We start from the raw sequence: 11,769 nt of genomic DNA on the forward strand, positions 1-11,769 counted from the left end.
AATTCGACTTCAGGAGATTTCCATGGCCAGCGCGCCGCAGACTCAAGGTCTTCCGCTCTTCTACAACGACCTGCAGCCGCTTTCGAGCGAACTGCACGCCAACTACAAGATTCGCCGCGCCGATGCTGCCCCCTTCATGGCGCGGCAGCATGCGGTGCCGCTGACGGTCGAGGAATTCCCGCTGGTGCAGCGGTTCATGCCGATCGTGTTCTCGGTCGGCGACGATCCCGTGCCGCTGGCGCTGATGGGCCTGAACGAAGGCGTGAACGTCTTTTTCGACGCCGAAGGTCGTCTGCGGGATCAGGCCCAGGCCTTCTATGTTCCGGCCTATGTCCGCCGCTATCCGTACATGCTGGCGCGGCTGCGTCCGGATGCCGAGGAATTGTCGCTGTGCTTCGACCCGAACTCCGAGACGATCGGCGAGTTCGAGGACGGCGAGCCGCTGTTCGCCGACGGCAAGCCGACCGAACTGGTCCAGCAAGTGCTGAAATTCAACGAGGATTTCGAGATCGCAGGCCAGAAGACCACTGCCTTCGTCAAGGAACTCAAGGACCTTGGTCTGTTGATGGACGGCGAAGTGTCGATCGCGCCTGACGGGGCCGAGCAGCCCTATATCTATCGCGGCTTTCAGATGATCGACGAGAACAAGCTGAACGAGATGCGCGGCGACCAGCTGCGCAAGATCGTTCAGAACGGCATGCTGCCGCTGATCTACGCGCATCTCTTCTCGCTCGGCCTGATGCGTGAAATCTTCGCGCGCCAGCTGGACCAGGGCGCCGTAGCGCCGCTTCAGCCGGCGGCCTGACCGCCCACTACCTTCGGCTATGTTGAAATCGGCCCGTGCGCCGCCATGTGGCAGGCGCGCGGGCCTTTTCTTGCAGGCTGCTGATGCGATCGTCCGCACTGATGCTCGGCTCGTCGCATTTCGCGATGTGGCCTTGAAGCCACGGTCAAGCCCTCCTATATCCAGTTTAGTACGGTTTCGTGTCCCCCCTTTCGCGGAACCGTGCGGCACGCCCTCGGGCGTGTCTCCTCCCTGAACCTAGGCCGCCCGGTGGAAACATCGGGCGGTTTTTTTTGCTTGCTCGCGCTATTCGGCAGCGGCGGCGAGCGGCATCGCTTCGTCCGCCACGGCATCCACGATGCGGCGCAGCAGCGCTGCGGTGGCGCCGAAGCCTGAGCCCACCGCGTCGCGCTTGCGATCGAGATAGAGGGTGCGGTCGATCTCGATCTGGATGGCATGCAGGCCGCGCGCCGGATCGGCATGACGGTCAAGGATGTGGCCACCGGCATAGGGCGTGTTGACCGCGGTGCGCATGCGCGCGGCATGCGCCACGCCTTCGATCCTCGCGACGAAGCGGCTGGCAGCCGAGCGGCCGAAGCGGTCGCCGATCACGATGCGGGCGCTGCCTGTCGCGAGCGGTGGCATCGAATGGATATCGAGCAGGACCGCGACGCCGAAGCGTGCGTGGGCCGCTGCGAGCAATCCGGCCAGCGCGGTGTGGTAGGGGCGGTGGTCATGCTCGATCCGCGCGCGAATCTCTTCGTCGGCGAAGCGCCGTCGCCACAGTTCGGCACCGCTCACGCGGCGCGGCACAAGGCCCAGGCCGCTGCGCAGTTTCGGCGATAGTGCCCCCTCAGGCAGGATCGCAGCGCCTTCATCCACGCGTGAGTCGCGCTCATGCTCCGCGCGGTTGAGGTCGATCCAGGCGCGCGCGCGCTGTGCGACCAGCAGCGTCTCGCTGCCCAAGGCCGCAAGCGCCAGCGTATCGGCATGGCGATCCTCCAATGGCAGCAGCGCAGCAAGCGGCAAGCGGGACGCCGCGCGCAGCGGTAGCGGATAGTCGCGCCCGGCATGCGGCACGGAAAGGACGACGGGGGAAACCGGATCGGCCGGGCCATGCAGGCTGAAGGACGGATCACCGGCAGTCACGTGTTCACCCTATGCGTCGGCGCGCAAGCGCGCAACGCAAGTCGCGCGACGGTTCGGCTGGAAAATCTTAAGCCATTCGCGCATAAGCAGTCGCGCGGGGTTCCGTGGGGGGACGGCGCCGGGCCGGCATTTGGGGTGGCGATGATCAGGATACTTCTGGCCGAGGACGACAAGGTCATGCGCGAGTATCTGACGCGCGCGCTCGAGCGTTCAGGCTATGCCGTCAGCGCGGTCGATCGCGGCACCGCGGCGCTGCCGCTGATCGAAACCGAACGCTTCGATCTGCTGCTCACCGACATCGTGATGCCCGAGATGGACGGGATCGAACTGGCGCAAAAGGCCAGCGCGATCGCACCCGACATGCGCGTCATGTTCATCACCGGTTTTGCGGCGGTGACGCTTCGCGCAGGCAAGCAGATGCCCGACGCGCGCGTACTGTCCAAACCATTCCACTTGCGTGACCTGGTGCTCGAGGTCGATCGGATGTTCGAGGTCGAACAGGTGCCAAGCCGAAATTAGTCGCCAAACCGCGCTTGCAAGGCTCACCGCCCCCCGCTAAAGCGCCGCTTCCCAAGATTCGCCGCAAGGCGCAGTGGGCGTGTAGCTCAGTGGTAGAGCACTGTGTTGACATCGCAGGGGTCGCAAGTTCAATCCTTGCCACGCCCACCATTAAAACCCCGCAATCCTGATGGATTGCGGGGTTTTTTGATGCCCGGGTTCCGGAGCCAACACAGACACCTGGGCGAAGCCTGGGTGGATCGCCTCAGCTATGCCGATCATAGCGCCGTTATCAGCCGTCCGACCGGGCTTCCATGGGGTCGAACAGCCAAGCCGCCCCGTGCTCATTTGCTTCTCGCATATCGTCGATGAAGGCGCGGACGACGGGTGCAACCTCGCGCCGGCTGGGAAACATCAAGCTAACGGGGAGCCGCGAGTGACCATGCCGGCAGAATATGTGGGGCGAGCAGCGCCCGGAATCGCTCAGTGCCTCCTGGCAGACGCAACAATCTCGTCCCATCCGGCCATGGCGAGTTCGGCGGATGCTTGCAGCTCCGCCCGATCGGCCCCGTCACGAGCCCGGATCGCCATGCCGCTCTGCACCGTCTGCACAAAGCGCGCGAGCTTGGCGACATCGACGGATTCTGGCAGCTCGCCCTCTGCGACGGCCTGCTCCAGCCGCGCAGCGAGCACATCGAACGCGCCCCCGCGCGTCCTTCGCATCAGCAATTCAAGCTCGGCGTGGCTTTCGCTGCCAACCGTTCCCAATGTAGCCATGCAGCCGTGTGGCAGGTCGCAGTCAGACCCGGTCATCGCGGCCGCCGAATCCAGGAGGTAGGCCCGGACTGCATCGCGAGCCGTCGCCGCCTCACGAAAGCGTCCGAGCACCAGATGCTCATAGGTAGCGGAGTAGCAGCGAAGTGCCTCGGCGTAGAGTTCGTCCTTGGACCCGAACGCAGCATAAAGGCTCTTTACCCCGATGCCCAAAGCCTCTGTCAGGTCTGCAATCGACGTCGCCTCATAGCCTTTGACCCAGAACAGCTTCATCGCCCGGGTTAGCGCGACATCGCGGTCGAATGCACGCGGCCGCCCGCGCCCCCGGGGGGCCGTATCCACCGCATCGGGCAGCCGGGAGTCATATTTTTCCATTGATCACTGTATAAATCGCTTGACGCAACACGCAAGCCTTCCAATTAATCCAGTGATCGATGCATAAAGGAAATGATCATGACGGATCTTGCTGGTAAACGTGCCCTGGTGACCGGTGGCTCGCGAGGCATCGGCGCTGCAATCGCCCTCGCGCTTGCCGACAAAGGGGCGGATGTCGCCCTCACATTTCAGAATTCCCCGGACCGCGCTCGTGCGGTCGTGGACTCGATCGAAAAACTCGGCCGGCGGGCTGTGGCCATCCAGGCCGATAGTGGCGATCCGGTCGCGGTCAGGCAGGCGGTCGAGGAAGCCGTCGCCGCCCTGGGTGGGCTGGATATTCTGGTGAACAACGCGGGTATCGCGCTCTACAACACGATCGCTGACTTCAAGGTCGAGGATATCGATGCGCTGTTCGCGGTGAACGTGCGTGGGACGATCATTGCGACCCAGGCGGCCATTCCGCATCTTGGCGCTGGCGGTCGTGTGATCAGCATCGGTTCGGCCGGGGCAGAGCGTATCGTCGGCTCGCCGGGCACGGTCTATTATATGACCAAGTCCGCGCTGCAGTCGTTCACTCGTGGGCTCGCTCAGGAGCTGGGCCCAAGGGACATCACGGCTAATCTGGTTCAGCCGGGTTCGACCGACACGGATATGAACCCGGCGGATGGTGAAAGCGCCGATTATCAGCGCAGTCTTACCCCGCTTGGCCGCTTCGGCTCGCCGGCGGATATCGCCGCCGCTGTAACGTTCCTCGCGAGTCCGGCCGCCAGGCACATCACCGGCACGGCCATCACGATCGATGGCGGCTTGCTCGCGTAATACTCGGAAAGGAGAGTCAGATGAAAACGGCGATCCATGATGCTTCGAGCATGGCGAGGCAGCTCGCTAGCTAGCCCTTGGCGACCGGTGCGCGTTCTGCGTTTCCTCCATCGTCGTTGCGAGCTGCGTAGGGCGGTCAGTCACGGGTGTGTTTTCACGGCGTGAACCCGTTCGGATCGGGAGCAGTTCCTTGACCAGCAAGGCCGAAGGCGCAGATAAGATCGGTGTCGGGATCGTCGGGGCGAGCGCCAGTCGCGGCAGTGCCAGCGTCGCCCACATCCCGGCCATCTCGGTGATCTCGCGATTACCCGCCGTCGCGGGCAAAAGCCGGCTCAACGCTTGGCCGTCTCCGCTGATTATGTGACAGGCCCCGCGGGGCTCGGCCCCGCCGCGGCGAGCGTTGCCCGCCTGTATGCGCAGTTCGCCGTCGATCTCGAGGATGGAACATCCCAAGTTCCGGATTTTCGATATCGCGGCTTCCCGACATCAGGTTCTGGACGCCATATCGAGAGCATCCGAAACCGGCCGCCGCCAGGATCAACCCGGTTTCGGGCGATAGTCCTGACCGATCTGTTTGGGGACGAGCCGGCCGCCCAATTGACGGCGCTTGATGCGATGTGCCGAACGCGACTATGTATATCTGCATGCGCTCCGACGCTTGCCCCAGCCATCTCGTGACCGCGGTCCAGCGGCTCGACGGCGCGCGCCGGGCCTTTTGCATTCGAATTAGCGCCGCCCGCGGCTTCTGACCCGGGCTGACTCACGCTAGCGCATCTTGCGCGCCGCACCTCGAATGCGAGCTTTTTCTATGCCGACTTCTCTTCGTGACGGCCTTGCGCCGCGCAATGTACATGTGACCGCCGCCTGTGCCGCTCCCGCCCTGCAAATCCAGGGCGTGACCGATCTTAGCCCGCAGGCATTTCCCCGGGTGCTGGACCGGCTGCTGGTGCTGGGTGGCGTGCCGCTTTCGATCAGCTATCTGCGTCGCCCCTGGTCGGGGCGTTTCGAGCTGTACATCGACGGATTGAGCGGGATGGACGCGGCACTGATCAGCGCACGGCTATCGGCCATGCCAAGCGTGCGGGCGATCCGGATCTGCCACCTCGCCCCGGTCTAGAGGGGCGAAGCAGCGCTCAGGCAGCCGCCTCGCCGTGCAGGTTCATGAGCGAATCCATCAGGCCATCATCGGCGCTGGAACACACGCCAAGGACGAGTGCCTCGTCATATCCGTCGGCGACGACATAGGCGTGCCCCATCTGCGAATCGATGTAGATCCCCTCGCCAACGTCGAGGACGACCGGATCGTAGAATTCCGTATGGACCACGATCCGCCCCTCGATCACATAGATGAACTCCTCGCCTGGATGCCGGACCAGGTCGCCGAACTCGTCCGTGCTGTGCGCCCGGATGCGCGTGATCAGCGGGATCATGAGCTTCCGCCGAAGATCGGTGCACAGATAGTTGTAGTCGTAATTGGGCGTGTTGACGCGAACCGCCTGGCTCATCCGCCCCAAACTACGGCGCCCAGTAACGCGGGGCACGTCGTCCGAACCCTCGGCGAACAGATCGGACATTCGGATGTTCAGCCGACGGCTCAGCTGCTGAAGCTTGTCGTAGCTGAGTGTCAGCCGGTCATGTTCGACCTTTGACAGGGTGGACACGGGTATCCCCGACTTCACGCTCATTTCCTTGAGCGTCCAGCCCTGGCGCGAACGGATCCCACGCATGACAGCGCCTAAGGTCGGCGGTGTTGAACTGGTGGCCATCAGTAAATTCGATTCCGGTTTGACAATTCTCTAATCAGGATCATTATGTCCCTATTGGGCTGCTACACGTGACATATCGATAATCGGTCTGGCCTTTAGTCGCAACTGTCGGGCGTGAGCGAAACGGGGAGACGGTGCTATGCTGCGGAAAATACTAGTCGGGGCGACGGCCTTGATCGGATTGTCGCTCGCCGGACAACTGCCGGCGCAGGGGCCAGCGCCGCAAGCGCCCGCGGCCAAGGCGTCCCCCGTCGCGGGAACCCCGCCATCGTCGGCAGCAGCCGGGACCCCGGCGGTCCCACTCGACAGCAAGGATCTGGAGGCGTGGCTGGACGGGCTGATCCCCTACGCGCTGGATCAAGGGAAGATCGCGGGGGCCGTGGTCGTGGTCGTGCGGGGCAGTGGCCCGGTTCTTGCCAAGGGCTATGGCTATGCCGACGTGGCCGCGCGTAAGCCGGTCACGCCCGATGCCACGCTATTCCGGCCCGGATCGGTGTCGAAGCTGTTCACCTGGACTGCAATCATGCAGCAGGTCGAGGCTGGCAAGCTCGACCTCGATCGCGACGTGAACGCGTATCTCGACTTCAAGATACCGCCGTACGAAGGCAAGCCGATCACGTTGCGCAACATCCTGACGCACACCGCCGGCTTCGAGGAGTCGGTGCGGCACCTCATCACCAGCGACCCCAAGGGGGTGCAGCCGTTGAAGGCGCTGATGCCGGCCGCATTGCCGAAGCGGGTGTTCGCGCCCGGCACGACCCCGGCCTACTCCAACTATGCGACGGCGCTGGCCGGCTATATCGTCGAGCGGGTGAGCGGCATGTCTTTCGACGACTATGTCGAGCGGCGCATCTTCCAGCCGCTGGGCATGAACCGCTCGACCTTCCGCCAGCCGCTGCCCGGCGCGCTCGCCCCGATGATGTCCAACGGTTACCTGACGTCGGCCGGCCAGCCCCAGCCGTTCGAGATCGTCGTGCCGTTTCCGGCGGGCAGCCTGTCCGCGACGGGTGCCGACATGGGCAAGTTCATGATGGCGCACCTCAACAATGGTGGCGTGCTGCTGCGACCTGAGACCGCCCGATTGATGCACGACTATCAGGCGCCCGGGATCGGACCGCTCAACCGCATGGCGCTGGGCTTTTATGAGATGCGCGTGAATGGTCATCGCGCGATCGCACATGGCGGGGACACGACGCTGTTCCACAGTGACCTGTGGCTGATCCCTGATTCCGACGTCGGCATCTTCATCTCGATGAACAGCGACGGCGCGCCTGCCTCGACGCTGCAACTGCGCGGTGCGTTGTTCGAGAAGTTCGTCGAGCGTTATCTGCCGGGCAAGGACAATGATGGCCGGGTTGATGACGCCAGCGCGCGTCAGCACGCGCAAATGCTGGCCGGCAACTATGTCAGCAGCCGCGGCTCGTTCACCAACTTCATCAGCCTGCTGGGCTTGCTGGGGCAGGCCACCGTGTCGGTCGGGGAAGATGGCCGCATCCAGTTCCCGGCTCTGGACGCGCTCAGCGCCGCGCCGCGTGAGTGGGTCGAGATCGCGCCCTTCGTCTGGCGTGATCGCAACAGTGGCGAGAAGCTGGCGGCGGAAGTCCGCGACGGCAGGGTCGTGCGGCTGAGCGTGGATACGGTCGCGCCGTTCACCGTGTTTCTGCGCGCGCCGCTCGCTTACAACACTGCCTGGTTGTTGCCGGCGCTGCTAGTCGCCTTGGCGCTGACCGTGCTCGCCGCGCTTGGCTGGCCGGTGCGGGCGCTGGTGCGCCGGCGCTTCGCTGCGAAGCATCCGTTCGAGGGGCGAGCACTGATGGCCTATCGCCTGTCGCGTGGTTTTGCCTGGGCAGTGCTGGCGGCGGTCGCCGGCTGGGTGGCGCTGATCGCCGCCTTTGAGGCGGACATCGGGGCATTGGGCGGCCCAACCGATTGGCTGATCGTGCCGCTGCGTGTCCTCACCCCGATCGCGACCGTCGGGCTGGCGGCGACGGCGGGTTGGCTCACGGTCCTGGCGTGGCGTTCGCGGTTGCAATGGACCACGCGGGTGGCGGCGCTGCTGCTGCTTTTGTCCGGTCTCGTCCTCTGCTGGGTGACCTTCGGCTACCACCTCTATGGCTTTGGCATGGTGTATTGATGGCGACCGCGACGCATGCGACCCTCAAGCTTCGGCTGACCGTCGAGCGGTTTCCCTATAGCAAGCCGTTCCGCATTTCCGGCCATGTCTTCACCGAGACCGCAGTGCTGCTGGCCGAGCTGTCGGACGGCGAGCATGTCGGGCGGGGCGAGGGAGCAGGGGCCTATTATCTGGGCGACGACGTGCCGCACATGCTGGCGCAGGCCGAAAGCGCGCGCGCGGCGGTCGAGGCCGGGGCCACGCGCGACGACTTGCAGACCCTGCTGCCACCGGGCGGCGCGCGCAATGCGCTCGATTGCGCGTTCTGGGAGCTGGAAGCCAAGCGCACAGGTACGTCGGTGTGGCAGTTGGCTGGGATCGAACCGCCCAAGCCGCTGCTTTCGACCCTGACGATCGGCGCGGATGAGCCCACCGCGATGGCGGCGGCGGCTGCGGCGATCGATCCCGAGGCACCAATCAAGCTGAAACTGACCGGCGATCTCTACGACGATATCGCGCGGGTTCAGGCCGTGCGCAGCGCGCGGCCGCATGCGTGGATCGGGGTCGATGCCAACCAAGGCTATGACATCGCGACGTTAGGCGATGTGCTGCCGGTGCTGACCGCCTGCCGCGTCGCATTGCTGGAGCAGCCGCTGGCCCGCGGCCGTGAGGCCGAGCTTGACGGGCTGAAGCGCCCGCTGCCCTTCGCGGCCGATGAGAGTGCCTTGTCGCTCAAGGACACGGCGTCGCTGGTTGGGCGATTCGATGTCGTGAACATCAAGCTCGATAAGTGCGGTGGCCTGACCGAGGCGCTGGCCATCGCGCGCCAGGCGCGGCTGTTGGGATTGAAGGTGATGGTAGGCAACATGATGGGCAGCAGCCTGTCGATGGCGCCGGCCTATCTGGTCGGCCAGTTGTGCGACGTCGTGGATCTGGATGGGCCGACGTTCCTCGCACAGGACCGTGCGCCGGCCGTCTTCTATCGCGAAGGGCGGATCTATTGCCCGCAAGAGGTTTGGAGCTGAACAACGCTTGAGTTGACAATTCTCTGATTAGGACAATAAAGTCTCCGTTAGAGAACTAAACGTCTGATCGAGTCTGCAGGCATCTTGAAAAATAGGGGAGTCGACGATGAAGCAGGCCGTTTGGTTCGCATGCAGCTCAATTGCGCTAGTCGCTGCAATGCCGGCATGGGCAGAGGAAGCGACGACCCAGCCCGAGCCGCAGGCGAGTGCCGGAGCACCGCCGCGCGAGGGCGAGATCGTCGTCACGGCGCAAAAGCGTGAGCAAACGCTTTCCGAGATCCCGCAATCCATCTCGGTGATCGGCGGCGACGAGCTGGAGCGGCAACAGGCGACCAGCTTTGTCGACTATGCCGCGCTGGTACCCGGCCTCAGCCTGCAGCAGCTCAATCCCGGCCAGACCCGCATCATCCTGCGCGGGATCAATACGGGCGGCGCGAGCCCGACGGCGGCGGTCTATATCGACGAGACGCCCTTCGGCCCCAGCACGGGCCAGAGCAACGGTGCGGTGCTGGCGGGCGATCTGGATACGTTCGATGTCGAGCGGGTCGAGGTGCTGCGCGGCCCGCAAGGAACGCTGTACGGTGCGAACTCGCTTGGCGGGCTGCTCAAGTTCGTGACGGTCGCGCCCAAGCTTGGTGCGTTCGAAGGGCGGGCGCAGGCAGGTGCCGAGATCACCAAGGGTGGCGACGCCGGCTGGAACGCCAACGGCGTGCTCAACGTGCCGCTCGGCGACATGCTCGCGCTGCGCGTCAGCGGCTACTACCGACAGGTCGGCGGCTTCATCGATACCGTCGGGATCGCGCGCGAGGACGCGAACGACTATAAGAGCTATGGCGGTCGTGCCTCGCTGTTGTTCCAGCCGACCGACAACCTGTCCGTTCGACTGACCGCGCTTGCGCAGAACATCCGTGCCAACTCGCGCAGCACGTTCGATGCCGATCCCGTGACGCTGAAGCCGCTGCCGATCGTGCCCGCCACGGGTGCCGCAACGGGCGGGCGGCTCACGCGCACCGAATATTATCCCGAACAGAACGATGTCGATTATCGGCTGTACAACGGCACGGCCAGCTGGGACCTGGGGCCGGTCTCGCTCACGTCGGTGACGAGTTACAGCGAGCTGACCCAGCGTGAAGTCTATGATGCCACCTATGAAGTGGGTGCCGGCCTCGCCGATGCGCTCTTCGGCGGTCCGGGCGTGCCGCCGCTCGGCATCACCTTCCCCGCACTGGCCGGGCAGGAGAAGTTTACGCAGGAAGTCCGCCTTCAATCGCGGTCGAACGACAAGTTCGAATGGCTGGTCGGCGGCTATTACACCCACGAAAAGGGCCGGCTGGCCCAGCAATACCGCCCGTTCGCGCTGACTACCGGCGCAGCGGTCGATCAGTCGCTGACGCTTGGCGGTGTTACCTATCCGACCTTCCTGACCGCCGATCTCGATTCGGTTTACAAGGAATATGCCGGGTTCGGCAGCGTGACCCTGTACCTGGGCGACCGCTTCGACATCACGGCGGGCGCACGTTACAGCCACAACGAGCAGCGCACGCGCCAGGCGCTGGCCGGGTCGCTGCTGGTCCTGTCGGGCGGCACGACGCCGGACGTGGTGAGCGGCACGTCGGACGAAAACGTGTTCACCTGGTCGGTCGCACCACGGTTCGAGCTCAGCGACGCGGTCACGCTCTATGCACGCGTGGCGAAGGGGTATCGTCCCGGTGGTCCCAACGTGGTGCCGCCGGGTGCGCCGGCGGATTATCCGCGCCAGTATCGGGCGGACACGCTGATCAGCTATGAAGCGGGCGTGCGCGCGGAGACGCCAAATCGAACCTTCTCGATCGATGCATCGGTCTATTATCTCGACTGGCGCGATATCCAGGTGCTGGTCACCTACAACACCTCGATCGGCCCGGTGAGCGCCGACGGCAACGGCGATACCGCGACGAGCAAGGGTGCCGAAGTGACCGCGACGCTGCGTCCCACCCGCGGCCTCGATGTCGTGCTCAACGTCGCCTATAACGACGCGCATCTTGACGAGGCGCTGCCGAACGGCGCCGGCAGCGTGGCTGGCGATCGCCTGCCTTATGCGCCGGAATGGTCGGCAAACCTGTCGGCCGATTATGAATGGGACGTCGGGAGCAGCGCCAAGGCGTATGTCGGCGGCAACATCCGGCTGATCAGCGATCAGTTCGACACGTTCGACGCCAACTATCGCACGCTTTATGGCCGCCGCCTCGGCGTCGATGGATATGCGACGGCCGACCTGCGTGCCGGCATCCAGTTCGATCGATTCAACCTGTCGCTCTATGCCAAGAATGTGACGAACACGCTGGGTATCGCAAGTGTCGGGAGCTTTGGAGGCCGTCCGTCGACCGCACAGACCGCGCCGGGCACTGCCGTGCTGGCCGCGCCGATCCGCCCACGCACGCTGGGCTTCACGCTCGGCGCGTCGTTCTGAACTAGGAGCAGCATCGC

At 64.6% G+C, this 11,769-nt stretch carries 11 protein-coding genes and 1 tRNA gene; 9 read left to right on the plus strand and 3 right to left on the minus strand.

Annotation, left to right across the window (positions count from 1 at the left end):
* The first annotated feature begins 22 nt into the window (after positions 1 to 22).
* Complete coding sequence (locus BFL28_RS04065; protein ID WP_069319330.1) at positions 23 to 805, plus strand: SapC family protein; 783 nt, start codon at positions 23 to 25, stop codon at positions 803 to 805.
* A gap of 285 nt (positions 806 to 1,090) precedes the next feature.
* Here the strand turns inward: BFL28_RS04065 and BFL28_RS04070 are convergent, their stop codons facing one another.
* On the minus strand, positions 1,091 to 1,933 hold the full coding sequence (locus BFL28_RS04070) for an N-formylglutamate amidohydrolase (protein ID WP_069319331.1): 843 nt from the start codon (positions 1,931 to 1,933) through the stop codon (positions 1,091 to 1,093).
* Positions 1,934 to 2,074: 141 nt separating this feature from the next.
* Here BFL28_RS04070 and cpdR point away from each other — a divergent pair, with 141 nt between their 5' ends.
* Together cpdR and BFL28_RS04080 are read left to right on the plus strand one after the other, a co-directional pair.
* The gene (gene cpdR, locus BFL28_RS04075) at positions 2,075 to 2,452 is read left to right on the plus strand and encodes a cell cycle two-component system response regulator CpdR (RefSeq protein ID WP_069319365.1); all 378 of its coding nucleotides are present in this window, start codon (positions 2,075 to 2,077) and stop codon (positions 2,450 to 2,452) included.
* A gap of 75 nt (positions 2,453 to 2,527) precedes the next feature.
* Positions 2,528 to 2,602: transfer RNA gene (locus BFL28_RS04080), tRNA-Val, on the plus strand.
* Between the two features lie 312 nt (positions 2,603 to 2,914).
* On the opposite strand, the gene BFL28_RS04085 is transcribed toward BFL28_RS04080, so the two are convergent.
* Complete coding sequence (locus BFL28_RS04085; protein WP_069319332.1) at positions 2,915 to 3,580, minus strand: TetR/AcrR family transcriptional regulator; 666 nt, start codon at positions 3,578 to 3,580, stop codon at positions 2,915 to 2,917.
* Between the two features lie 78 nt (positions 3,581 to 3,658).
* Here BFL28_RS04085 and BFL28_RS04090 point away from each other — a divergent pair, with 78 nt between their 5' ends.
* From BFL28_RS04090 to BFL28_RS04100, 3 genes are all read left to right on the plus strand, one after another.
* The gene (locus BFL28_RS04090; RefSeq protein WP_069319366.1) at positions 3,659 to 4,399 is read left to right on the plus strand and encodes an SDR family NAD(P)-dependent oxidoreductase; all 741 of its coding nucleotides are present in this window, start codon (positions 3,659 to 3,661) and stop codon (positions 4,397 to 4,399) included.
* 190 nt (positions 4,400 to 4,589) lie between these two features.
* On the plus strand, positions 4,590 to 4,763 hold the full coding sequence (locus tag BFL28_RS20855) for a hypothetical protein (protein WP_158011621.1): 174 nt from the start codon (positions 4,590 to 4,592) through the stop codon (positions 4,761 to 4,763).
* A 444-nt stretch (positions 4,764 to 5,207) separates the two neighbouring features.
* Complete coding sequence (locus BFL28_RS04100; protein ID WP_131818589.1) at positions 5,208 to 5,516, plus strand: hypothetical protein; 309 nt, start codon at positions 5,208 to 5,210, stop codon at positions 5,514 to 5,516.
* A gap of 16 nt (positions 5,517 to 5,532) precedes the next feature.
* On the opposite strand, the gene BFL28_RS04105 is transcribed toward BFL28_RS04100, so the two are convergent.
* Positions 5,533 to 6,126: a helix-turn-helix domain-containing protein gene (locus BFL28_RS04105; RefSeq protein ID WP_241527204.1), complete on the minus strand. Its 594-nt coding sequence runs from the start codon at positions 6,124 to 6,126 to the stop codon at positions 5,533 to 5,535.
* A gap of 178 nt (positions 6,127 to 6,304) precedes the next feature.
* Here BFL28_RS04105 and BFL28_RS04110 point away from each other — a divergent pair, with 178 nt between their 5' ends.
* The 3 genes from BFL28_RS04110 to BFL28_RS04120 all read left to right on the plus strand — a co-directional run bounded on the left by BFL28_RS04110 (position 6,305) and on the right by BFL28_RS04120 (position 11,752).
* Entirely contained in the window at positions 6,305 to 8,299 is a 1,995-nt protein-coding gene (locus tag BFL28_RS04110) for a serine hydrolase domain-containing protein (protein ID WP_069319336.1), read from the plus strand.
* Positions 8,299 to 9,303, plus strand: coding sequence for a dipeptide epimerase (locus tag BFL28_RS04115; RefSeq protein ID WP_069319337.1), 1,005 nt, complete (start codon positions 8,299 to 8,301; stop codon positions 9,301 to 9,303). The genes BFL28_RS04110 and BFL28_RS04115 overlap by 1 nt, the downstream gene beginning before the upstream one ends.
* A 106-nt stretch (positions 9,304 to 9,409) precedes the next feature.
* Positions 9,410 to 11,752 (plus strand): TonB-dependent receptor, encoded by a 2,343-nt coding sequence (locus BFL28_RS04120; RefSeq protein ID WP_069319338.1) that lies wholly within the window; start codon positions 9,410 to 9,412, stop codon positions 11,750 to 11,752.
* Positions 11,753 to 11,769 lie beyond the last annotated feature (17 nt).

The sequence above is a fragment of the Sphingomonas turrisvirgatae genome, from assembly GCF_001721295.1.
Taxonomy (GTDB): domain Bacteria; phylum Pseudomonadota; class Alphaproteobacteria; order Sphingomonadales; family Sphingomonadaceae; genus Sphingomonas; species Sphingomonas turrisvirgatae.